The organism is Streptomyces sp. NPDC048523 (assembly GCF_043199815.1).
In the GTDB taxonomy this organism is placed as follows: Bacteria; Actinomycetota; Actinomycetes; order Streptomycetales; family Streptomycetaceae; genus Streptomyces.
In genome coordinates this window covers 901894-925186 of record NZ_JBICWQ010000004.1, presented here as the reverse complement: position 1 = coordinate 925186, position 23293 = coordinate 901894, and the positions used below count along the sequence as shown (strand labels likewise).

The following is a 23293-nucleotide window of genomic DNA, read 5'->3' as shown; positions in this document are numbered from 1 at the left end:
GGACGAGGTCGTGTGGGGGGACACGGTGTTGGCCTTCCGTGGGGGCGGCGGCGCGGCCGGACGAGACGCATCGGGGGCAGGAGTGCCAACCTGCCGGAGGGTGGGGGCGGTTGACAGCACCGTGCGCGCGTTCTGCGGCACGGTTCACGCAAGTAACTATGCTCGCTCCCAAGTTCAACCTGCAACCAGCTCCCTGATAATTTCAGAAAGCCGATATCGAACTGGTGGCGTCAGCAAGTCGCTGTCAGACTCGGACCGGTGACATCCCCTCAGGAGGTCAGGACGTGAGCGAAGGCCGTACGGGCTCGGCCGGCACCAGTGCTCCCACCGTGCTGCGCATGATCCTGGGCCGGCGACTCCAGGAGCGGCGGCAGGGCGCGGGTGCCTCGCTGGAGGACGCCGCCAGGGCGCTCAGGGTGACGTCCCTGACCATCCGGCGCCTGGAGAAGGCCGAGGTCGCCCTCAAGCCGCTCTACGTGGAGAAGCTCCTCGAGACCTACGGGGCCGACCGGCAGGAGATCGACGAGTTCGTCGCCCTCGCCGAGCGGGCCAACGCGCCCGGCTGGTGGCACACGTACCGGGACGTCCTGCCGACGTGGTTCAGCGCCTACGTCAGCCTGGAGGCCGGGGCCAGGACCCTGCGCACCTACGAGCCGCACTACGTCACGGGGCTGCTGCAGACCCACGCGTACGCGCGCGGGGTCCTGCGCGGCGGCTTCCCGGGCGAGCCCGACGAGGACCTCGGGCGGCGGGTGGATCTGCGGTTGCACCGCCAGAGCCTGCTGGAGAGACCCGACGCGCCCACGCTGTGGGTGGTGATGGAAGAGGCCGTACTGCACCGGGTGGTCGGCGGCCCCGAGGTCATGCGGGAGCAGATCGAACGCATCCTGGAGATCTCGGAGCTGGAGCACGTCAGCGTCGATGTCGTGCCGTTCACCGCCGGTGCGCATGTGGGCGCGTGCGCCCCGTTCACCTACTTCCGCTTCGAGGAGCCGGAGCTGCCGGACATCGTCTACACCGAGGTCCTCTCCGGCGCGATGTACCTGGACCAGCGCTCGGACGTGTCGGCGCATCTGGAGGCGCACAACCGCATGTCCCTGCTGACCTCGGACGCGGACAGCAAGGCACTCCTGAACCGCATGCGCAAGGAGTACTCATGACCAGCACCGACTGTCACGTCTACAACGGGATGCCGGCCACCGAACTCGGCGAGCAGGGCTGGGAGTCCCCGTGGAGCGGCCCCAACGGCGGCCAGTGCGTGCAGACGAAGCTCCTGGCCGACGGCCGGGTGGCGCTGCGGCAGTCCACCGATCCGGCCGGACCCGCGCTGATCTACACCCCGCAGGAGATCGCCGCGTTCGTCGCGGGCGTCAAGCGGGGCCTCGCCGACCATCTGACGGCCGGCTGAACCACGACCCGAGCCGGACCTGCCCCCGGCAGCGACCTGCCCGACACCCCCCACGCACACCACTTGAAAGGGACAGGATGAGCAACTCCCCCGCCGCGCGGGAGATCGACACCAGCCGGCCGCACTCCGCCCGGATGTACGACTACTACCTCGGCGGCAAGGACCACTTCGACATCGACAAACAGGCGGCCGAGACCGTCGCGTCGGTCTACCCCGGCATCTTCACGTGCGCCCGGGAGAACCGCGCGTTCATGCACCGCGCCACCCGCGTGCTCGCGAGGGAGCACGGCATCCGTCAGTGGCTGGACATCGGCACCGGCATCCCCACCGAGCCGAACCTCCACCAGGTCGCCCAGTCGGTGGTGCCCGACGCCCGGGTGGTCTACGCCGACAACGACCCCCTGGTCCTCAAGTACGCCGAGCGACTGATGCGCAACACGCCCGAGGGCCGCACGACGTACATCGAGGCCGACGTCAACAACCCGGACGCGCTGCTGAACGCGCCCGAGCTGGCCGAGGCGCTGGACACGAACCGGCCGGTGGCACTGTCCCTCAACGCCCTCATGCACTTCGTCACCGACGCGCAGGACCCGTACGGCATCGTGAGCCGGCTGCTGGCCGAGCTTCCCTCGGGCAGCGCGCTGGCCCTGAGCCACTGCACGCCCGACTTCGATCCGGACACGTGGCAGAAGGTCACGGACGTCTACACGGGCGCGGGCACGCCGGTGCAGTTCCGCTCGCGCGACGACGTGGCGCGCTTCTTCGAAGGCCTCGACCTGCTCGACCCGGGAGTCACGGTCGGTCACCGCTGGCGCCCGGACAAGGAGCCCACCGCCTCGGACGCCGAGGTCAGCCTGTGGACCGGGGTGGGCATCAAGCCGTGACCCGGCGCGGGCCGGGCGGGAGCCGGGTCGCACCCGCACGGCCGGGCGGCTCTGGCGGCCTGGTGGCTCTGGCGGTGGAGCGGGGGTCAGCGCACCAGCAGGTCGATCACGCCCGTCAGGTCCTCCTCCCCGCTGCCCTCGGCGAGCCGGCGGCGCATCAACTCGAAGTAAGGGGCGAGCAGTTCGGGGCTGACACCCTGCTGTTCGGCGGTGCTCAGGAACGCCGGTGTGCCGGCCACCTGCATGGCGAGGGTGGAGACGACACCTCGGGTGTAGTCGTCGCTGCGCAGCTGGTCGGCGGTCCGGTGCACGGCGGGGGCCATCGCGACGAGCCAGTCGGCGAGCAGCGGGGCGAGCGAAGCGGGGTCGATGTCCTCCTTGCGGATCAGGGCGAAGGCGTGGGCGGCACCGGCGAACATCCCGTACATGGCGCTGAGCAGGGCCACGTCGTGCAGCGCCGCGAAGCCCGCGTCCTGGCCGACGTAGACGGTGCCGCCCGGGACCGCCAGCGTCTTTCGGTGCCGCTCGAACAGTTCCGGCGAGCCGCTGTAGAAGACATAGCCGCCGGAGTCCGGGACACCGATCATCGGCGGGACAGCCATGATCCCGCCGTCCAGGTAGCGGGCACCGCGCTCGCGGGCCCACTCGGCGCGTTCGCGGGCCTGGGCGGGGGTGCCGGTGGTCAGGTTGACCAGGTCCCGGCCGGCCAGGTCGGCGCCGGCCAGCGCCTCCTGGACCGAGGCGTCGTCCAGCAGACAGACGACGACCAGGGCGCTCGCGGCGACCGCCTCGGCCGCGCTGTCGGCGACCTTCGCGCCCTGCGCGTCAAGTGGCCTGGCACGGGCGGCAGTTCGGTTCCAGACGGTGAGCGGGTGGCCGGCGGCCAGCCAGGTACGGGCCAGCGCGGTACCCATCGCGCCGAGGCCCAGCAGGGTGACGGAGGTCTTCTCAACGGTGTTGTGTGTCATGCCGATCAGGCTGGTCACAGGCCGATGCATGATCAAGTACGCACTTCGGAGTGGGTGGTTACCCCGGGGTGAGCGAGCACGTCGAAGGGGTGGGGCATGACGACGCTGAACCGGCCGGGCGCGCCGGACGGACACATCTGCGGGATCGACGCCGCGATGGAGGTGATCGGCGGCAAGTGGAAGGTGCTGATTCTCTGGGCGCTCCACGAACACCCCTGCCGCCGCTTCGGCGAACTGCGCCGGCTGCTTCCAGGCATCACCGAGAAGGTGCTGGCGTCCCACCTACGGGAGATGGAGACGGACGGCGTCGTGCGCCGCGTCTCCTACGACGAGGTGCCGCCCCGCGTCGAGTACTCACTGACCGAGGACGGTGAGCGTCTCAACGACGCCCTCCAGCCACTGGCCGCCTGGGGACGCGGGCGGACAACCGCGCGGGGGGCGGACTAGGGACAGGTGGCAGTGGTCCTGGACGCAGGTGGCGGTGGACCTGGCAAGATCCACTGTCATGAGCATCGAAGCGGAAGACCGGCCCGTCGCCCTGGTCACCGGGTCCACGTCGGGGATCGGCGAGGCCGTCGTACGGCGGCTCGCCGCGGACGGGACGCGGGTAATCGTGCACTCGCGGCGCAGCGCGGAGGCCGGGCAGGCGCTGGCGGCGGAGCTCGGCGGGGCCTACGTCCAGGCGGATCTCGGCGTCGAGGAGGAGGCCCGTGGGATGGTCGAGAGGGCGCTGGGCCACTTCGGGCGGCTGGACGTGCTGGTGAACAACGCGGGCATCAGTTGGCCGATCCCGCACGCTGACCTCGCGGCGGCCACTCCCGCGGACTGGCGGCACCTGCTGGAGGTCAACCTCATCGCGCCCTGGGTGCTGTGCACCGCCGCCCTTCCGGCGCTACGGCAGGCCCCCGGGGGCGGCAGCATCGTCAACATCACCAGCCACGCCGGCGTACGGCCCAAGGGTTCCTCGGTGCCGTACGCGGCGAGCAAGGCCGCACTCAACCACGTGACCCGGCTGCTCGCCGCCGCGCTCGGGCCCGACGTACGGGTGAACGCGGTGGCACCGGGCCTCGTGGACACGCCGATGACGAAGGACTGGGCACACGCGCACGAGCTGTGGCGCGACCGTGCGCCGATGCACCGCCCGGCCCGACCCGCCGACGTGGCCGACCTGGTGGCGTCGGTGATCGCCAGCGCCTATCTGACCGGTGAGGTCATCGTGCTGGACGGCGGCCTCAACCTGACCTGAGTGCGGCGGACTCGGACAGAGTCGGAGCTGAGTGGGCCGGTCGTGGTGTCGCGGAAGGCATGGTGACGAGACCAGTGCCTGGTTCATGGCCACGAACCCGCCTCGGCGAGCATGTAGGCAGCGATCGACAGCCTGCCGGTGCCGGGGAGGCCACTCGTTCGAGGTCCTACGCCCTGCGGTCCGTGTCGCCGTCGGGAGTGGGCCGGACCAGGCCCGTCCGATAGGCGATGACGACGAGTTGCGCCCGGTCGCGGGCGTCGAGTTTCGTCATGGCGCGCTGCACGTGGGCGCGGACCGTGAAGGGGCTGAGGAACATCCGCTCGGCGATCTCCTGGTTGGACAGGCCGGTCGCTACCAGGGCCACCATCTCGCGCTCGCGCGGAGTGAGCACGGCGAGCCGTTCGGGCCGGTGCGAGGGGACGTCGTCCGGTGTGGCCAGGAATCGGGCGACCAGGGAACGGGTCGCGGCGGGGGACAGAAGGGTGTCGCCGTCGGCGATGGTCCTCACCGCGTCCAGCAGGTCCTCGGCCCCGATGCCCTTGCCGATGAAGCCGCCGGCCCCGGCGCGCAGCGCCTGGGCGACGTACTCGTCGGTCTCGTACGTGGTGAGGATCAGGATGCGGCTGGCGCGCAGTTCGGGGTCCGCGCAGATCTGGGACGTGGCGGTGAGGCCGTCCACCTCGGGCATACGGATGTCCATGACGACCACGTCCGGGCGCAGCTCCCGGGTGAGTCTCACCGCCTCCCGGCCGTCGGCGGCCTCACCGACCACGGTGATGTCGTCGGCGGAGTCGAGAAGCATCCTGAAGGCACCGCGCAGCAGCGCCTGGTCGTCGGCGAGCAGGACTCGGAGCGTCACGGCGCGTCCCCCGTCGCTCCGTCACCGGTCGCCGCGTCGGCCGTCCGCTCCTCGAAGGCTGTCGCCCCGTCAGTTCCGCGCGCCGTGTCCTTGGCGGGCGGGAGGGGCAGCCGGGCGTGGACGAGGAAGCCGCCCTCCGGTCGCCGGCCCGCCGAGAGGTGTCCCCCGATCGCGGTGGCACGTTCACGCATCCCGATCAGACCGTAGCCGGGCGGCCGGTCCCCCGCCGCGGACGCCCTCGGTCCGGCGGAGGCCGTCGGTGCCGCATGGCCGCCCCCTCCGTCGTCGGCGACCGTGATGGTCACGCGATCGCGGTGCCAGGCGAGTCCCACCCGGGCGGTTCCGGTGCCGGCGTGCTTGGTCACGTTGGTCAGGGCCTCCTGGACGATGCGGTAGGCGGTCAGGTCCACTCCCGGCGGCAGCGCTCTGGCCGTGCCCTCCTGGTGCACCGACACCCCCAGACCCGCGCGGCGGAAGGACTCCAGGAGCGTGGGCAGCCGGGACAGCCCGGGCGCCGGTTCGGGGGGCGCGGCCGCGTCCCCGGACTGGCGTAGCAGACCGACCGTGGCCCGCAGGTCGTCGAGCGCGTCGCTGGTGGTCTCGACAAGCTCCTTGAGACTCCTGCGGGTCTGCTCCGGGCGGCTGTCGAAGAGGTGGGCGGCGACCGTGGCCTGCGCGTTGGCCAGGGTGATCTGATGGGCCACCAGGTCGTGCAGTTCGCGGGCGATGCGCACCCGTTCCTCGGCCACTCTGCGGCGTGCCTCGCTGTCCCGGCTCTGCTCGGCCCGCAGGGCGCGTTCCTCCATGGCCGCCAGGTAGGCCCGCCGGTTGTGCACCGAGTGCCCCAGTACGCCGGCCACCAGCGGGAACGCCGCCACCGCCCCCACCCTGCTCGCGTCCTTCCACGACAGGGCCCCGAACAAGGGGGTGGAGGCGACGAGCAGCGCGACGGAGATGAGCGCCACCGCGCTCGCCGCGCGCCGTTCGGTGCGCGCGGTGAGCGCGTAGGAGTAGGCGGCGATCACGGCCGGGGCCGCGATGAGAGGGCTCAGCAGAAGACCGAGAAAGGGAGCGAGTACGCCGCTCGCGGTGGTGACCGCCATGGCGGTCAGGGGTGCCCGGTGCCGCATCGGAAGCACGGCACAGGACACCACGGCGATGACGTAGGCGGCGGCAGAGGGCGGTGACAGTGTGCTGCCGTCGTCCTGCACGACGCCGCCGAGCAGACAGAGCGCGAACGCCGTCGCCGTGATCGCTGCCTCCCGCCACCACGTGCCGCGTGATCGCGGGCCACCGCCACCCGTGTTCGTCATGGCCGGTTCAGTCCCGTCCGACGGGCAGACGCCGCACCGCCGCGTCCCGCTCGCTCGCGGCGGCCGGGACCTGCCTGCTCAGTGCCTCACCCTCGATGTCCACGTTCGGCAACACGCCGTTCAGAATACGGGGCAGCCACCAGGCCCGGTGGCCGAGCAGTGCCAGGACCGCGGGCGCGATCGCCATCCGGACCACGAAGGCGTCGAAGGCCACGGCGGCGGCCAGACCGACGCCCATCGTCTGGATGGTGGGGCTGTTCATCCCGATGAATCCGGCGAACACGCTGATCATGATGATGGCCGCCGCGGCCACCACCCGTCCGCTGTGCCGGAAACCGTTGACGATCGCCTCGCCGGGGGACGCGCCATGGGCGTAGGCCTCCCGCATGCGGGTGAGGAGGAAGACCTCGTAGTCCATGGCGAGGCCGAACACGATGCCGATGATGAGGATCGGCATCAGGGACATGACCGGTCCGGTCTGTTCGATGCCGATCAGGTCCGCCGCCCAGCCCCACTGGAAGACGGCGACGAGGACGCCGAAGGCGGCACCCACCGACAGCAGGAACCCGAGCGCTGCCTTGACCGGGACCAGGACCGAACGGAAGACCACCATCAGCAGAAGCACCGCCAGGCCGATGACCACGCTCAGATAGGGGACGAGGGCGTCGGACATGGCCTCGGAGATGTCGATGTTCAGCGCGGTGGTGCCGGTCACCAGGATGCCGGCGCCCGTGTCGGCCTCGACGCCCGGGACCGCGTCCCGGATCGCGTGCACCAGGTCCTTCGTCGCGCCGCTGTTCGGCGCGGTCCGCGGGACGGCGGTGAGAACGGCCGTGTCCTTACTCCGGTTGAGCACCGGATCGCCGACGGACGCGACTCCGTCCACCTCCCGTACGGTCTTGGCGACCAAGTCGGTGGTGGCCCGGGTGTCCGCTGCCCGGGACATGTCCACGACCACGGTCAGCGGGCCGTTGAAGCCTGGGCCGAAACCCTCCGACAGCAGGTCGTAGGCGCGCCGCTGGGTGGTCTGCACCGACTTGGACTCGTCTCCGGGCAGCCCGAGTTCGAGGCTCAGCGCGGGAAGGGCGACGGCGCCGAGACCGAGTCCCGCGATCATCAGCACGGCCACCGGCCGGCGCAGCACGAACCGCGCCCAGCGGGTGCCGAGGCCGGGCCGGCCGGCCGCGCCGGGCACCGGGTGCGAACGCTCGCCTGCCGCAGGGGTGGCCTTGCGGACGGCGCGGGACAGGACCCGCCGGCCGAAGAAGCCGAACAGTGCGGGGACCAGGGTCAGCGCGACGAGTACGGCGAGGGCCACGGCACCCGCGCCGCCCATGCCCATCCTGGTGAGCTCGGGGATTCCGACGACCCCGAGCCCGACCAGGGCGATGACGACGGTCGCCCCGGCGAAGACCACGGCTGATCCGGCCGTGCCCACCGCCCGGCCGGCGGCCTCCTCCGGCTCGCTGCCCCGGGCACGCTCGTCGCGGAAGCGGGAGGTGATGAACAGCGCGTAGTCGATGCCGACCGCAAGGCCCAGCATCAGCGCCAGGATGGCGACGGTGGACGTCAGGCCCAGCGGAACGGCCAGCGCGGAGACCAGGCCGAAGGCGATGGCCACGCCCACGAAGGCGGTCAGCAGCGACAGTCCGGCCGCGACCAGCGATCCGAGGGCGAGGACCAGCACCACCGCGGCCACCGCCACGCCGATCATCTCCGTCGCCCCGCCCAGCTCCTCTTCCGCGTCCAGGGCCGAGCCGCCGATCTCCACGGTCAGCCCCGCGTCCCGGGCCCGGGACGCGGCGTCCTCGAGGGCACTCTTCGCCGACGTGGTCAGATCGACGGCGCCCGCGGTGTAGGTGATCGTCGAGTAGGCGATGGTGCCGTCCTCGCTGACGGCGCCGGTCGTGTAGGGGTCGGTGGTCGACGCGACCTGCTCGCCCTGGTCCAGCGAGCCGAGCGCGTCCTCGACGGCCGCCTTGTTCTGCCTGGCCGTGACCCGCTGTCCGTCCGGGGCACGGAACACCAGGCGGGCCTCGGCCCCTTGGGAGTTGCTCTGCGGGAAGCGCTCGTCCAGCAGGTCGAACGCCTTCTGCGACTCGGTGCCGGGCATGGCGAGGTCCTCGTCCTCGCCGGCCGGTGCCAGGGCGGCGGCGGCGACGGCCAGCACCAGGACACTCAGCCACAAACCGCCCACGAGCCGGCGCCGCCGGAAGGCCCACCGTCCGATCCGGTAGAGAAAAGTAGCCACCTGTCGATCACTCCAGACGCCGCTAGGCAGGGGGAATGCGCGGAACTCGCGCACCTCCAACCCTTCCTTCCGGCGCCCCGCCGGACATCGTCCTGCGCAGCCGTCCTGCCCTGGTGCACCCGGACCAGCCAGTCACATGTCCTGGTGCCTACGCACCAGACCCGCCGCCGACGCACACCGCGCCACTGACCCGGACTTCGGGCGCGGAACGTCGGCACACCGCCAACTCGGCGCGCACCGCACCCACTTCAGCCCGGCACATCCGTCAGCATCCGCCACCCCGGCGCGTAGTTCCCGTGCAGCACCAGCGACGCCGCGCCCACCGCGCCCACCGTCTCGCCGATCACGCTCTGCTCGACGGCGACCGTCCGGATCGTACGGGCGACGGATGTGCGGTTGACGGCGGCCTCGACCTCCTCGCGGATGATCGGTTCGATACCGCGCAGCGCCTCGCCGCCGAGGACGACCCGGCTGACGTCGAGGAGGCTGGCGGCGCCGCGCGCGGCCTCGCCGATACGGCGCGCGGCTCGCCGTACGACCTCGCAGGCGTCGGCGTCCCCCGCGCGGGCAGCTCGGCGCAGGGCCTTCCAGTCGTGGTGCACGGAGTCGGGCGTACCGGTGAGGCCGATGCGCTCGGCGGCGGCGGAGCCGTACCGGCGCAGCAGGTCGTCGATGATCGCGGCGGGGCTGACGTAGGGGCCGAGGCAGTCCATCGCACCGCAGTGGCAGACGCGGTCGCCGGGCTCCACGGCCATGTGCCCGAATTCGCCGGCGTTGCCCGAATCGCCGTGCAGGACCGTGTTGTTGAGGACGATTCCGGCGCCGACTCCGGTGCCGAGGTAGAGGAAGAGGAAGCTGCCGGCCCGATCGGCTCCGCCGATCCAGCGCTCTCCGATGGCGGCGGCCGTGGCGTCGTTGTCCAGGGCGACGGGCAGACCGGTGGCCTCGGCGAACATGTCGGCGAGGGGGACGCGGCCCCAGCCGGGGAAGTTCGGCGGGGAGACCACGGCGCCGGTGGTGCCGTCGAGGGGGCCGGGCGCGGCGATGCCCAGACCGAGCAGGCGGGTGCGATCCACGGCGCTGCGGTCGAGGAGGCGCCCGGTGGTGCGGGCTATGCGGTCCACCACGTCGGCCGGGTCGCCCGGGTCGGTGAGCCGCAGGCGTCGGCTGCCGATCACCTCGCCGGCCAGATCGACCACCACGATGACCGCGGCGTCGGGGTCGAGGTGGACGCCGACCGCGCAGGCCCCGTCGGCCCGGAGGGTCAGCAGGGTGCGGCGCTTGCCGCCGCTGGAGGGGGCCTGGCCGGACTCCGCCACGAGACCGGCGTCGAGCAGCTTGCGGACGACGTTGGAGACGGTCTGGTTGGTCAGCCCGGTGAGGGCGGCCAGCTCGACCCGGCTCACCTGGCCCGTGGTGCGGATGGCGTCCAGCACGACGGCCTGGTTGTAGCCGCCGACCCGCGGCAGGTTCGTCCCGCTGAGCATCGTCACCTGTCGGTCACCTGATCCCTCGCCTGCGCCGCCCCGGCGCTCCCAGGGCGAAAGTTTACATACTGGAAGCATTGACTTCATCCATCAAATGGATTTAGCTGACGCCCATCAAAATCCGGCCATCGAGGCCGATCAGCGCAGGGTGGCGCAGAGGCTGGAGCGTCGTCCGAGCTGGCCTCCAGGCTGAGAACTCGCGGCTTTCCCTCAGGTTTCGCGTTCCGGAGGAACCCACTGTGCGCTCAAGAATCGTCACCGCCGCGGCCTTCACCGCCGCCACCACCTTGGCCGTCACCGGCTGCGGTTCGGGCTCGTCAGGCAGCTCGGCCAAGTCCATCAAGGTCGTCTACTGGCAGAACCTGGACAGCACCAACAAGATCCAGGCCACCTTCCTCGCCTCGATGGTGAAGCAGTTCACCAAGGCCAACCCGGGCACCAAGGTCACCCTCGTGCCGGTGGTCGCCTCCGAGAACGACTACTACACCAAGCTCCAGCTCATGATGCGCTCCCCCGCGACCGCGCCCGACCTCGTCTACGAGGACACCGCGCTCATCAACTCCGACATCGCGGGCGGCTATCTCAAGCCCCTGGACTCCTACACCGCGAAGTGGTCCGACTGGTCGCAGTACGCCAAGGCCGCCAGGGCCGCGGTGACCGGAGCCTCCGACGGCAAGACCTACGCCGTGCCGGACGACACCGACACCCGTGGCATCTGGTACAACAAGCAGCTCCTCCAGAAGGCCGGGATCCCGGTGCCCTGGCAGCCCAAGACCTGGGCCGACGTGCTCGCCGCCGCCAAGAAGATCAAGGCGAAGCTGCCCGGCGTCACCCCGCTGAACCTCTACACCGGCCAGGCGGGCGGCGAGGCCTCCTCCATGCAGGGCTTCGAGATGCTGCTGTACGGCACGCCGGCCGGCGACAAGTCGCTGTATGACGCCACGCAGAAGAAGTGGGTGGTGGGCAGCCAGGGCTTCAAGGACGCGCTCGATTTCGTCCACACCCTCTACGGCCAGGACCTCGGCCCGTCCAAGCAGCAGGCGCTGGGCGCCAACTTCGGTACCACCGTGGGCACCGAGCTCATCCCCGAGGGCAAGCTGGCGATCGACATCGACGGCTCCTGGATGCCCAACAACTGGAGTTCGGCGGCGGCCAAGCCGTGGCCGAAGTGGCAGTCGGTGATGGGCAACGCGGCGATGCCCACGCAGAACGGCCAGGCGCCGGGCCGTACGAGCATGTCCGGCGGCTGGGCCTGGTCGATCCCGGCGAAGGCCAAGAACCCCGACCTGGCCTGGAAGTTCCTGTCGACCACGCTCCAGACGAAGGCCAACGCCGCGCAGTGGAACGTGACGAACGCGAACATCGCGGTGCGCACCGACGTCGCATCCGACCCTGCGTACCTGAACTCGGTGCCGACCAACAAGTTCTTCACCGAGCTGGTGGCCGACACCCACTACCGGCCCGGACTGCCCGAGTACAACCAGGTCTCGACCGCGATCCAGAAGGCGATGGAGTCCGTGACGACCGGTCAGGACTCCGTCGACAAGGCCGCCTCGACCTTCGATAACGATGTCAAGGCGGCGGTGGGCGACGACAAGACCGCGGAGGGCACTTCGTGACCACCCTCGCTCCGGCGCCTCACGGGACCGGCGGTCGCCTCCGCCGGTCCCGCGGGGCGCCCGCCCCCGCCGTCCGCTCGCTGCTGCGCGGCCTGCCGACGGTCCCGGCCGTGGTCCTGCTGGCGGTGTTCCTGGCCGGTCCGATCGCGTACTGCGTCTACTACGCGTTCACCGACATGCAGCTCACCGGGGCCGCCGGTACCGACTTCGTCGGCGTCGACAACTTCACCCGGGCGTTCAAGGACGCCGACTTCCTCAACGCGATGTGGCTGACCCTGCTGTTCGTGGTCGGCTCCGCGGTCATCGGGCAGAACACCCTCGGGCTCGCGCTGGCCGTCCTGATGCAGAAGGCCACCCGGCCGGTACGGGCGCTGGTGAACGGCGTGGTGATCGCCGCCTGGGTGCTGCCCGAGGTGGTCGCCGGCTATCTGATGTACGCCTTCTTCTACGACGAGGGCTCACTCAACTCGCTTCTCGACGCCGTGCATCTGCCGGACCAGAACTGGCTCTACACGATGCCGATCCTCGCGGTGTGCCTGGCCAACGTGTGGCGCGGCACCGCCTTCTCGCTGATGGTCTTCACCGCCGCCATCAACGACGTACCGCAGGAGCTGGTGGAGGCCGCCGAGATGGACGGGGCCGGCCCCTGGCAGCGGCTGTGGCGGGTCGTCCTGCCGGTCATCAGACCGTCGATCCTGACGAACCTGATGCTGATCACGCTCCAGACGCTCTCCGTCTTCGGGCTGATCTACACCATGACCCGCGGCGGACCCGGCAACAAGAGCGAGACACTGCCGATCTTCATGTACCAACAGGCCTTCCAGAACAGCCTGATCGGCTACGGCACCGCCATCGCCCTGGTCCTGCTGGTGGTCGGCGCCCTGTTCTCCGTCGTGTACATCCGGCTGCTGAAACTGGAGGACGACTGATGGCCGCCGTCGCCACCCCGCCCGCCCGGACCGTGAACAAGGTGCCGATCGCACGGAGCCACCCACACGGGCGCCGCGTGCGGCCCGGGCGCCTGGCGATCAACCTCGTCCTGCTCGCCGTATCGGTGCTCTACGTCCTGCCGCTGCTGTGGATGGCGCTCGCCTCGGTGAGCGACACCAACTCCTTCCGGCTGAAGTGGCCTTCGGCGTTGACGCTGGACAACTTCGACGCGGTCCTCAATGTCGACACGACCTACCGTCCGATGCTCAACAGCCTGCTGCTGTGCGGTTTCGGTACGGCGGTGACCGTGGTGGCGTCGGTCCTGTGCGCCTACCCGCTCTCCCGCTACCGGTCCCGGGTACGGCGGCCGTTCCTCTACACGATCCTGTTCTCCACCGGACTGCCCATCACCGCTGTGATGATCCCGGTGTACAGCATGTTCGTGCAGGTGAACCTGATCGACTCGATGCCGGGGACCACCCTGTTCCTGGCCGCGTCCGCGCTGCCGTTCGGGATCTGGCTGATGAAGAACTTCATGGACGGCGTCCCGATCGTCCTGGAGGAGGCCGCCCGCATCGACGGCGCGAACACCATGCAGGTGCTGTGGCGGGTGGTGCTGCCGCTGATGCGGCCGGGTGTCGTGGTGGTCACCATCTTCACGTTCATCGGCATGTGGGGAAACTTCTTCGTCCCCTTCATCCTGCTGCTGTCCCCGGAGAAACTCCCCGCGTCCGTCAGCGTGTTCACCTTCCTCTCCGCCCACGACCAGACCCAGTACGGGCAGCTGTCGGCGTTCTCCCTCCTCTACTCCCTGCCCGTCGTGATGCTCTACCTGCTGCTGGCCCGCAAGCTGGGCGGCGGCTTCGCGCTCGGCGGCGCGCTCAAGGGCTGACTCCCCCCCCTGTACGGAGAAGTGATGCACAACGACCGTGACCTCACCGAACAGCGGCTCGCCCGAGTGCTCGACGAGCGGATTCGGCCCGCCGTCCACGCCCGGTCCGTCCCCCTGGAGGTGGGGGTGTGGAACGTCGCCGGTGAGCCGGTGCCGGTCCGTGAGGGGCTGGCCGCTCCCTACCGTCCGGCCCGGGTCGGCGAGTGGTGGGGACCGGCCTGGTCGACGAGCTGGTTCAAGGTCAGCGGCACGATTCCGGCGGACTGGGCCGGTGAGACGGTCGAGGCCGTCCTGGATCTCGGGTTCGCCACCCACTCCGCGGGCTTCTCCGCCGAGGGACTGGTCTACCGCCCGGACGGCACCGCGGTGAAGGCGCTCAACCCGCGCAACATCTGGCTTCCGGTCGCCGAACAGGCCGTGGGCGGCGAGGAGTTCATCGCCCACATCGAGGCCGCCGCCAACCCGGTCGTCATGCACAGTGCCCCCGGCGAGCTCACCTTCGGACCCACTTCGGTGGGCGGCCGGGCACCGTGGCTGGGCGACCCGGCCGCGGACCCCGGTGAGCCCCTCTACCGGCTACGGCGTCTGGACCTCACCGTGTTCGACCGGCAGGTCCACGAACTCGTCCAGGATCTGGAGGTGTTGGGGCAGCTGATGCCCGAGCTGTCCCCCGACTCCCCGCGCCGCTGGCAGCTCCTGCGGGCGGTCGAACGCGCCCTGGACGCGATCGACCTGCAGGACGTCAGCGGCAGCGCGGCCGCGGCCCGGGCCGCCCTCGCTCCCGTACTGGCGTCACCCGCGCACGCGAGCGCGCACCGCGTCTCGGCGGTCGGGCACGCGCACATCGACACCGCGTGGCTGTGGCCGCTGCGCGAGACCGTGCGCAAGGTGGCCCGGACGGTCTCCAACGTCACCCACCTCATGGACGATCACCCGGAGTTCAGGTTCGTCATGTCCCAGGCGCAGCAGCTCGCCTGGCTGAAGGAGCACCGGCCCGAGGTGTACGCGCGGGCCCAGGAGAAGGCGAAGACCGGGCAGTTCCTGCCGGCCGGCAGCCTGTGGGTGGAACCGGACACCAACATCAGCGGCGGCGAGGCCCTGGTGCGCCAGTTCGTCCACGGGAAGCGGTTCTTCCTGGAGGAGTTCGGCGTCGAGACCGAGGAGATGTGGCTGCCGGACACCTTCGGCTACAACGCGGCCCTGCCGCAGCTGATGAAGCTCGCCGGGGTGAAGTGGTTCCTGACCCAGAAGATGTCCTGGAACACCACCAACAAGTTCCCGCACCACACCTTCTGGTGGGAGGGCATCGACGGCACCCGGATCTTCAGCCACTTCCCGCCCGTCGACAGCTACAACGGCGAGCTGTCCGGTGCCGAAGTCGCCCACAGCGTAAGGAACTTCCAGGACAAGGCGGGCGCCAACCACTCGCTGATCCCGTTCGGTTACGGTGACGGCGGTGGCGGTCCGACCCGCGAGATGCTGGCGCGGGCCGACCGGCTCCGGGACCTGGAGGGCTCGGCGCGTATCGAGTTGGAGGGGCCCGCGGACTTCTTCCGCCGCGCCCACGACGAGTACGAGGCGAACGGCGGCGCGCCGGTGTGGTCCGGAGAGCTCTACCTGGAGTTCCACCGCGGCACCCTGACCAGTCAGCTGGCCACCAAGCAGGGCAACCGGCGCGGTGAACACCTGCTGCGCGAGGCCGAGTTGTGGGCGGCGACCGCGGCCGTACGGCACGGGTCGCCGTATCCGTACGAGGCGCTGGACCGGCTGTGGAAGACGGTGCTGCTGCACCAGTTCCACGACATCCTGCCCGGGACGTCGATCGCCTGGGTGCACCGGGAGGCGGAGGAGACGTACGCGGCCCTGGCGCGTGAATTGCAGGAGCTGATCGGTGCGGCGCAGGGGGTGCTGGCCGGGGAGCCCGGGGGCACGGTCGTCTTCAACTCCGCGCCGCATGCCCGGGGCGGGGTCGTGGCGTTCGGCGCGGGCCCGCTCTCGGGGCCCGTCGACGCGCCGGCGACGCCGGTGCCGGACGGGGACGGGTTCGTCCTCGACAACGCTCTGGTCCGGGTCGTTCTGGACGCCCGCGGTCTGATCACCTCCGCCTACGACCACACCGCCGGCCGGGAGGCGTTGGCTCCCGGCGCGGTCGGGAACCTGCTCCAGCTGCACCAGGACTTCCCCAACCAGTGGGACGCCTGGGACGTCGACGCCTTCTACCGCAACACCGTGCGCGACCTCACCGACGCCGAGTCCGTCACCGCGACCGCCGACGGAGTCCGGGTGGTCCGGGTCTTCGGGGAGTCCAGGATCGAGCAGACCCTGACGCTGCCGGCCGGGTCACGCGGGCTGGTGATCGACACGGTCGTCGCCTGGCACGAGCGGGAGAAGTTCCTCAAGGCGGCCTTCCCCCTGGATGTGCGGGCCGCGCACTCGACGGCCGAGATCCCCTTCGGTCACGTCGAACGGCCCACCCACACCAACACCAGTTGGGACGCGGCCAAGTTCGAGACGTGCGCCCACCGTTTCGTGCACGTCGGCGAGCCCGACTGGGGAGCCGCCCTGGTCAACGACTCCTCCTACGGCCACGACGTCACCCGTGACGTGCGCCCCGACGGCGGTACGACCACCACGGTGCGCCTCTCCCTGCTGCGCGCCGCCCGCTTCCCCGACCCGGACCAGGACCAGGGCACCCACCGGCTCGGTTACGCCCTGGTGATCGGCGCCGACGTCGGCGACGCGCGGCGCGAGGGGTACCGCTTCAACCTGCCCGAGCGGGTGGTGCCGGGCAGTGCGACGGTCGCCCCGCTGGTGTCGGTGGACCACGAGGGCGTGGTCGTGGAGGCGGTCAAGCTCGCCGACGACCGCAGCGGGGACGTCGTCGTACGGCTCTACGAGTCCCGGGGTGCGCGGGCCGCGGCCACCCTCACCACCGGCTTCCCGCTGGCCTCGTCCCTGGTGACCGACCTGCTGGAGCGCCCCTTGGACGATCCGTCGAGCCACCAACCGCTGGCGGACGGTCTCCGGTTGACGCTGCGACCGTTCCAGATCCTCACGCTGCGGCTGCGGCCCGGGTCGGACGGCTGAGGGTCAGGTGGCGAGGAGGCCGCCGTCCATGTGCAGGTCATGGGCGTTGACGCCGGTGTTGCGGAGCAGGAACTCGGTGGCGTCGGCGATCTCCGCCATCGTCACCAGTCGTCCGATCGGGGTCTGGGCCGAGTGCGGCGGGTCGGGAACGTCGCGCCACTTCGGGCTGTCGCCGATCAGGCCCGGGTGCAGGGCGTTGACGCGGTGCGGGGCGATCTCCACGGCGAGGGTCCGCACCAGGCCGGTGATCCCGGCGTTGAAGGTGCTGACGATGGTCGAGCCGGGGTAAGGACGTTCCTTGGCGAGCCCGCCGAAGAGGACGACGGAGGCGCCGGGGTTGAAGCGGTCGCGCAGCACGCGGACGGTCTCTGCGTAGCCGACGAGCTTCATGGTCACCGCCGCCACGGCATCGGTGACGTTGAACTGCGCCAGGGAGTTCGCCGCCTGGCCGACCGCGGTGATGACGACATGGTCGATCTCGGTCACTCCGGCCAATTCGGCACCGATCGTCTCCGGTCGGCCGAGGTCGAGGGCCAAGCCCCGGGCCCCCGCGCCTATCCGGGCGGCGGTGGCCTCCGCCCGTGCCTTGTCCCTGCTGGTGACGATGACGTCGTCCCCGCGGTCGGCGAGATGCCTGGCGATCACTTCGCCCAGTCCGCCGCTGCCGCCTACGACGAGTGTGCTGGTCATACGGACCGTCCCTCAGTTGTCGGTCGGGCGCGCCCAACTCTTAATATCCAGTTGGATACTAACCATAGCGGGGTCCGAAACGACGCTGCGTGCCCGAAGTACAGTGATCACATGGAAGAGGGCGCCGCGAAAGACCGGGAAGGGCCGGGGAGTCCGCCGCGCAGACGTCGGCGGGACCCCGAGGGACACCGGGCCGCCATCCTGGACGCGGCCCGCCACGCCTTCGCCGAGCGCGGCTACGCCCGCACCACCCTGCGGGACATCGCGGGACGGGCCGGTGTCACCCACGGCCTGATCACCCGCCACTTCGCCTCGAAGGAACGGCTCTTCCTGGCGGCGGTGCCCGGCCATCGCGACCTGGAGCAGGTGACGGCCGGGGACCCGGCGACACTGCCCGACCGGATCGCCGAAGCCTTCGTACGGCGGATGGAGACCGACGCCGCCGGCGACCCGCTCGTCGCCCTCGTACGGGGTGCCGCATCCGACGAACGCGCGGCCGCCGACCTGCTGGCCGCGATGCAGGAGCGCAGTGCCGCCGTCTACCGGTCCGTGCTCCGCCCCGACGGCACGGCGGCTCCGGACGACGACCTGGACGCCCGTGTGGCACTCGTGGGGGCGCAGATGATCGGCGTCGCCTTCAGCCGTTACATCGCGCGAACCGACCCGCTCGCCTCGATGCCGCCGGAACAGCTCACCGCCTACCTCACGCGGATGCTGCGCCACATCCTGCTCGACTGAAGCTCCGGTCGCGTGCTCGGCGAGGTCACAGGAGCCCGGGCCGCTTCCACTCCGCGCCGAGTACGTGGTGGTCGAGAAAGTTCAGGGCCGTCTCGTACACGAGGCGCAGGTGGTTCGGGGCTTCGATGCCGTGGCCCTCGTCGGGGAAGTACAGGAACTTGGCGGGTACGCCCTGGCGTTGGAGGTCGTGGTGGAGGGCCGTCGACTGGCTCACCGGGACCCGGTAGTCGTTGCCGCCGTGCACGATCAGCATGGGCGTCGTCAGGTTCGCCGCGTCGAAGTGGGGTGAGTCCGCCTCGTACCGTTCCCGCCGGGTGCGCGGGTCGCCGAAGATCTCGCGGAAGTACGTGTGCATGTCGGTCTCGCTCTGGAAGGCCTCCAGGTTCCACAACCCGGCGTGGGAGACGAGCGCTCTGAAGCGGTCGGTGCGGGTCGCGGCGCGGCCCGCGAGGTAGCCGCCGAAGGACCAGCCGGCGAGGGCCGTCCGGCTCGGGTCGAGGTCGGGGCGGGCCAGTGCGGCGTCGGTGAGGGCGATGACGTCGTGGTAGGGCCGGCCACCGTACTGGCCACGGCCGCGTTCCTGCATCCGTTGCCCGTATCCGGAGGACAGGGCCGGGTCGGGCAGGAGCACGGCGTAACCGCGGGCCGCGAAGGGCCACGGGTTCCACTGCCCGGGCCAGTCGCTCCAGGACCCCTGAGGTCCGCCGTGCACGTTGACAAGGAGGGGTGAGGGGTCGTCGGGCCCCGCGCTCTCGGGCAGAACCAGCCAGGCGCGGAGGGCGAAGCCGTCGTCGCCGGTCGCGGAGACCTCGGTCAGCGTGCCGGGAAGAGGGCCGAGGTCTCCCGGGCTCTCGAGGAAGGCGGGGTGCTGGTCGGGCTTGCCCGCGTCCAGTCGTACCGCCCGGGGCGGGCTGTCGAGCGCGCTGCGCAGGGCATAGAGGGTGGCTCCGTCGGGCGACACGCAGAGGGAGGTGTAGGCACCGGAGGCGGTGAGGCGGGTGACGGTGCCGTCCGGGTCACGGCGGAAGACCGGGCAGTGGCCCCGCTCGTCGCCGGTGAACCACAGCGTGGTGTCCCCGGGAACCGGTGAGGGGATCGCCCGTCCCGGCCAGGGCCAGTTGTCGAAATCCGGCAGGAGGTCCGTCTCCTCGCCTGAGACGGAGTCGAGGGCGACGAGGGTGTCCCGCCACTCGGTGTCGTACGTTTCCTCCTTCTGGCGTTCGCAGATCAGGCGCGTGCCGTCGGCGGTGAAGACCGGGCCGTAGTACTGATGGCCCGGGCGGGAGAAGGTGCGGCGCTCCGCGCCGGTCGACGCGTCGGCGATGACGACGACGTTCGTGTCCGGGGCCGTGCTCGTCGGGGCCCGGGTGTAGGCGACCACCGAACCGTCCGGGGACAGGGCCATGTCGCCTGCGCCCGCGCGTCCTTGGCCGCCCGCGTCGATCGGCGGGGCGTCGCCGCGAAGGACGAAGGTGTGCGGTTCGGCGGGACCGAGGTCCGCGCCGTCGGCGCGGGTGGGGGTCGCCTCGTACAGGACCGCGGTGACGCCTTGCCGATCGCGCTCGTGGAGCAGGGCGGCGTGGGTGTCGGCGTCCGCGGCGCCCGGCAGGAGCGCAGCCGTCCACGCGATCGTGGCCGAACGAGAGGCGGCGGTGAACGCGCTTGTTCCGCCCGGATGGTGGGCGATCCGCTCGACCTCACCGTTCGCGGTCAGCGCCCACAGTGCCGCTCCCGGTGGCTCCTGCGGGCCACGCTCGGAGAGGAACAGCAAGGTGCCGTCGGCGGTGAAGGCGGGGGCACGGTCGCCCTGCCGAGACCCGGTCACGAGCCGGGGGTCGCGCTCGCCCGCCGGATCCACCTCCCACAGCTCCGACACGTATCGCGAGCCCTCCTCGTCGAGGCTCTGGACCGATGCCACCAGGCGAGTGCCGTCGGGAGCGAGGGCCAGGCCGGTCGGGCGGGGCTGTTCGACGAGGCGCTGGTGGAAGGTGCTCGGAGCGTTGGCCATGGGGGCATCCTGCCCGTCGCGCCCGAGGCGGCGCACCCGAGTTCCGGCGAAGCTGTGTACGTACACACTTGATCTTCCTCACAGGAAGCCCTCTAACCTCCCCGAAATACTGCCGACACACGTATTTACAGTCCCCATCACTCCTCGTACTGTGAGCGTTCCCAGACGTTATCCACATGGTCATGTCAGACAAGGAGGTCGGGATGACCGTCAAAGGTCCACGCCGCCTCGTGAGAGCCGCCATGCTCCTCGCGGCCCTCGCCCTGCCCGCATCCCTGCTCACCACGCCCAGCGCCTCTGCCGCCGGGACGCTCACCATGCGCGGTGCCGATGTGTCGACCGCGCAGCGCGCCCTCGACCTCGGTGCCAAGTACTACGACGCGAGCGGCACCGCCAAGGACCCGCTGGACATCCTCAAGGGCCTCGGCGTCAACTACGTCCGCCTGCGGGTCTGGAACAACCCCGCCAGCGGCTACAACAACAAGGCCAAGGTGCTGTCTTACGCGAAGCAGGTGAAGGCCAAGGGGCTGAAGCTGCTGGTCGACTTCCACTACTCGGACACCTGGGCGGACCCGGGCAACCAGAACAAGCCCGCGGCGTGGGCCGGCCACACGATCAGTCAGTTGCAGACCGACGTCTACAACTACACGTACGACGTCTGCAACAGCCTCAAGTCGCAGGGCACCACCCCGGACAGCGTGCAGATCGGCAACGAGATCAACGTCGGCATGCTGTGGAACGAGGGCAAGGTCGTCAACAACGACTTCACCAACCTCAGCCTGCTGCTCAAGTCGGGCTACAACGCGACCAAGGCGTGCAACAGCGGCACCCAGGTGATCATCCACACCGCCGACGCCGACAGTGACGCCAACGCCCGCTGGTTCTACGACGGCATCAAGGCCAAGGGCGTCAACTGGGACATCACCGGGCTGTCCTACTACTGCCCGTGGCACGGCACGATCGCCAACATGGGCAGTGTCGTGGCCGACATGAAGTCCCGCTACGGCAAGGACGTCATCATCGCCGAGACGGCCTACCCGTTCACCTCGGCCAACGCGGACGGCACCGCCAACTCCATCACGACGGGCTGCTCGGGCTACCCGCTCAGCTGGCAGGGCCAGGCGGACAACTTCACCGCCGTACAGAACGCGGCCCGCAGCAACGGCGCGATCGGGGTCTTCTACTGGGAGCCCACCTGGTACGCGGTGAGCGGCAACGGCTGGGACCCGGCCGACATCAACAACAGCGGCAACGGCTGGGACAACATGGCCGTCTTCAACTGGACCGGCAACGTGAACCCGAACATCAAGTGGACGCCGTAAAGGGCCACTTCGCACAGGAACGGCACCGCCCTCGGGCGGTGCCGTTCGCCGTTCCCGCGGCCTCCCGCAGCGCCGGGGCGGTAATCACCCCCCGCCATGGAGGCAGCGCAGGGGGTCACATTACTCTGGCGTAGCGCCTGAGCGAGGGAAGGAAGCCATGGGGGTTCAACTGAACAGCGGATCGACAGCCGGTCACGAGTCGCTGGAGTCGATGAGCCTCGAACCGCTCATGACCCGCGACTACGAGCGGGACCCGGCGATCGTGTACGAGCGGCTGCGCCGGGCGCACGGCCCGGTCGCGCCGGTCGACCTGCTCGGGGTGCCCGTCTGGCTCGTGCTGGGCTACGAGGAGGCGTACGAGGTCCTCCGCGACGACCACGCCTGGCCGAAGGGGCTCGAGAACTGGCGGGCCCGCAGGGAGGGACGGCTGCCCGCGGACTGGCCACTCGCACCGTCGCTGGACGTCAACCACGTGCTGATCCAGGGCGGTGAGGGCTACCGCGGGCTGAAGGTGGCCTGGGACACCGCGCTACGGCCCTTCCAGGACCCCCGGCACCCGGTCGCCAAGCGGCTCAAGGCGAAGATCACCCGCGACGCCGACGAGCTGATCTCCCTGTTCACCCAGGGCGGGCGCACCGGATGGGCGGATCTGTCCGCGCAGTTCTCGCGGCCGCTGCCGCTCATGGTCGCCAGTCACCTGCTGGGCTTTCCGGGCTCGCAGCACGACGACGCGCTGATGGACATGTGGCGGGTCCTGGACGCGGGGCCGGACGCGGGGCCCGCGCTGGAACGGCTGCTGGCCACCCTGTCGGAGCTCGGCGCGTGGAAGATGAAGGAGCCCGGCGACGACTTCCCCTCCTATCTGCTCGCCTCCCATCCCGGCCTGAGCGTCGAGGAGTTGTCCCGCGAGCTGATGATGCTGCTCGGCATGACCTCGGACCATGTCGGCATCCTGATCTCCAACACGGTCGTCGAGGTCATCACCGGCAACCTCCCCGCGAGCGCCAGCCTGTCGGCGGGGCTCATCAGGGAGACCATGAACCGGGTGGTGATGCAGAAGCCGCCGCTGATCAACTTCGTGCCGCGATTCCCCTTGAAGGACATGAGGCTCGGCGAGTACACCATCGCGGCGGGCGATCCGGTGTGGGTGTCGGTCGGCGCCGCGCACGCGGATCCGGCCTTCGCGGGGAAGGTCTGCCCCGAGTCGACGATCAGCACCCGGGCCCATCTGTCCTGGGGTGCCGGTCCACGGCAGTGCCCGGCCCGGGAACTGGCCGGGGGCGCGGCGGCGATCGGCGTGAGCAGGCTCTTCGAGCGGCTGTCGGGGCTGGAGTTGTCCCTGCCGGTCGATCAACTGCCGTGGCGCTCCTCGCCGTTCATGCGCGGTCTGCGGTCGCTTCCGGTGCGGTACACGCTCTCGGGCACGCCGGCCATGCCGGTGCCCCCTCTCCCGCCCCTGCCCGCCACGGCCGACCCCACCCCGGCCGACGAGACCGCCGTACGGCCGCGTTCGTCGCTGTGGCGCTATCTGGCCGGGCTGGTGCGCGGGCGCTGACGGCCCCCGGAACACGGCAGCGGGCCACGGACTCGG

The 23293-nt window shown here is 70.7% G+C and carries 19 protein-coding genes; 12 read left to right on the top strand and 7 right to left on the bottom strand.

Annotation, left to right across the window (positions count from 1 at the left end):
- Positions 1 to 284: 284 nt before the first annotated feature.
- The 3 genes from ACGFWE_RS25020 (at position 285) to ACGFWE_RS25010 (ending at position 2292) form a co-directional block, all read left to right on the top strand.
- Entirely contained in the window at positions 285 to 1160 is an 876-nt protein-coding gene (locus ACGFWE_RS25020; protein ID WP_352389779.1) for a helix-turn-helix transcriptional regulator, read from the top strand.
- A complete protein-coding gene (locus tag ACGFWE_RS25015; protein ID WP_037708986.1) occupies positions 1157 to 1408 on the top strand; it encodes a DUF397 domain-containing protein in 252 nt (83 codons plus the stop codon). Before ACGFWE_RS25020 ends, ACGFWE_RS25015 begins: the two co-directional genes overlap by 4 nt.
- A gap of 77 nt (positions 1409 to 1485) precedes the next feature.
- On the top strand, positions 1486 to 2292 hold the full coding sequence (locus ACGFWE_RS25010) for an SAM-dependent methyltransferase (protein ID WP_393601819.1): 807 nt from the start codon (positions 1486 to 1488) through the stop codon (positions 2290 to 2292).
- A gap of 86 nt (positions 2293 to 2378) precedes the next feature.
- On the opposite strand, the gene ACGFWE_RS25005 is transcribed toward ACGFWE_RS25010, so the two are convergent.
- Positions 2379 to 3260 (bottom strand): NAD(P)-binding domain-containing protein, encoded by an 882-nt coding sequence (locus tag ACGFWE_RS25005; protein ID WP_352389781.1) that lies wholly within the window; start codon positions 3258 to 3260, stop codon positions 2379 to 2381.
- A 96-nt stretch (positions 3261 to 3356) separates the two neighbouring features.
- Between ACGFWE_RS25005 and ACGFWE_RS25000 the strand changes: the two genes are divergently transcribed.
- Together ACGFWE_RS25000 and ACGFWE_RS24995 are read left to right on the top strand one after the other, a co-directional pair.
- A complete protein-coding gene (locus ACGFWE_RS25000) occupies positions 3357 to 3707 on the top strand; it encodes a helix-turn-helix domain-containing protein (protein WP_352389782.1) in 351 nt (116 codons plus the stop codon).
- Positions 3708 to 3765: 58 nt separating this feature from the next.
- A complete protein-coding gene (locus ACGFWE_RS24995; RefSeq protein ID WP_352389783.1) occupies positions 3766 to 4506 on the top strand; it encodes an SDR family oxidoreductase in 741 nt (246 codons plus the stop codon).
- A gap of 166 nt (positions 4507 to 4672) precedes the next feature.
- Here ACGFWE_RS24995 and ACGFWE_RS24990 read toward each other — a convergent pair whose 3' ends face one another.
- From ACGFWE_RS24990 to ACGFWE_RS24975, 4 genes are all read right to left on the bottom strand, one after another.
- Positions 4673 to 5365: a response regulator transcription factor gene (locus tag ACGFWE_RS24990; protein WP_352389784.1), complete on the bottom strand. Its 693-nt coding sequence runs from the start codon at positions 5363 to 5365 to the stop codon at positions 4673 to 4675.
- Entirely contained in the window at positions 5362 to 6678 is a 1317-nt protein-coding gene (locus tag ACGFWE_RS24985; protein WP_393601816.1) for a sensor histidine kinase, read from the bottom strand. The genes ACGFWE_RS24990 and ACGFWE_RS24985 overlap by 4 nt, the downstream gene beginning before the upstream one ends.
- Before the next feature lie 7 nt (positions 6679 to 6685).
- Positions 6686 to 8929, bottom strand: a complete 2244-nt coding sequence (locus ACGFWE_RS24980) for an MMPL family transporter (RefSeq protein ID WP_352389786.1) — start codon at positions 8927 to 8929, stop codon at positions 6686 to 6688.
- A 248-nt stretch (positions 8930 to 9177) separates the two neighbouring features.
- A complete protein-coding gene (locus ACGFWE_RS24975; protein ID WP_393601989.1) occupies positions 9178 to 10416 on the bottom strand; it encodes an ROK family protein in 1239 nt (412 codons plus the stop codon).
- Between the two features lie 239 nt (positions 10417 to 10655).
- On the opposite strand from ACGFWE_RS24975, the gene ACGFWE_RS24970 reads away from it, so the two are divergent.
- Genes ACGFWE_RS24970 through ACGFWE_RS24955 form a run of 4 tightly spaced genes read left to right on the top strand, consistent with a single transcriptional unit; the run spans position 10656 to position 16944 of the window.
- Positions 10656 to 12035, top strand: coding sequence for an extracellular solute-binding protein (locus tag ACGFWE_RS24970; RefSeq protein ID WP_352389787.1), 1380 nt, complete (start codon positions 10656 to 10658; stop codon positions 12033 to 12035).
- Positions 12032 to 12964: a carbohydrate ABC transporter permease gene (locus ACGFWE_RS24965; protein ID WP_393601813.1), complete on the top strand. Its 933-nt coding sequence runs from the start codon at positions 12032 to 12034 to the stop codon at positions 12962 to 12964. Before ACGFWE_RS24970 ends, ACGFWE_RS24965 begins: the two co-directional genes overlap by 4 nt.
- A complete protein-coding gene (locus ACGFWE_RS24960) occupies positions 12964 to 13857 on the top strand; it encodes a carbohydrate ABC transporter permease (RefSeq protein ID WP_393601811.1) in 894 nt (297 codons plus the stop codon). The genes ACGFWE_RS24965 and ACGFWE_RS24960 overlap by 1 nt, the downstream gene beginning before the upstream one ends.
- Positions 13858 to 13881: 24 nt before the next feature.
- The gene (locus ACGFWE_RS24955) at positions 13882 to 16944 is read left to right on the top strand and encodes an alpha-mannosidase (protein WP_393601809.1); all 3063 of its coding nucleotides are present in this window, start codon (positions 13882 to 13884) and stop codon (positions 16942 to 16944) included.
- A gap of 3 nt (positions 16945 to 16947) precedes the next feature.
- On the opposite strand, the gene ACGFWE_RS24950 is transcribed toward ACGFWE_RS24955, so the two are convergent.
- Positions 16948 to 17634 (bottom strand): SDR family oxidoreductase, encoded by a 687-nt coding sequence (locus tag ACGFWE_RS24950; protein WP_352389790.1) that lies wholly within the window; start codon positions 17632 to 17634, stop codon positions 16948 to 16950.
- 111 nt (positions 17635 to 17745) lie between these two features.
- Between ACGFWE_RS24950 and ACGFWE_RS24945 the strand changes: the two genes are divergently transcribed.
- Positions 17746 to 18372, top strand: coding sequence for a TetR family transcriptional regulator (locus ACGFWE_RS24945; protein WP_352389791.1), 627 nt, complete (start codon positions 17746 to 17748; stop codon positions 18370 to 18372).
- Between the two features lie 25 nt (positions 18373 to 18397).
- Here the strand turns inward: ACGFWE_RS24945 and ACGFWE_RS24940 are convergent, their stop codons facing one another.
- The gene (locus ACGFWE_RS24940) at positions 18398 to 20380 is read right to left on the bottom strand and encodes a prolyl oligopeptidase family serine peptidase (RefSeq protein ID WP_393601806.1); all 1983 of its coding nucleotides are present in this window, start codon (positions 20378 to 20380) and stop codon (positions 18398 to 18400) included.
- Positions 20381 to 20583: 203 nt separating this feature from the next.
- On the opposite strand from ACGFWE_RS24940, the gene ACGFWE_RS24935 reads away from it, so the two are divergent.
- Both ACGFWE_RS24935 and ACGFWE_RS24930 read left to right on the top strand, forming a co-directional pair.
- Positions 20584 to 21702 carry a glycosyl hydrolase 53 family protein gene (locus tag ACGFWE_RS24935; RefSeq protein WP_352389793.1) on the top strand — a complete coding sequence of 373 codons (1119 nt, stop codon included), beginning with the start codon at positions 20584 to 20586 and terminating at the stop codon, positions 21700 to 21702.
- A 157-nt stretch (positions 21703 to 21859) separates the two neighbouring features.
- A complete protein-coding gene (locus tag ACGFWE_RS24930) occupies positions 21860 to 23257 on the top strand; it encodes a cytochrome (protein ID WP_393601804.1) in 1398 nt (465 codons plus the stop codon).
- Positions 23258 to 23293 lie beyond the last annotated feature (36 nt).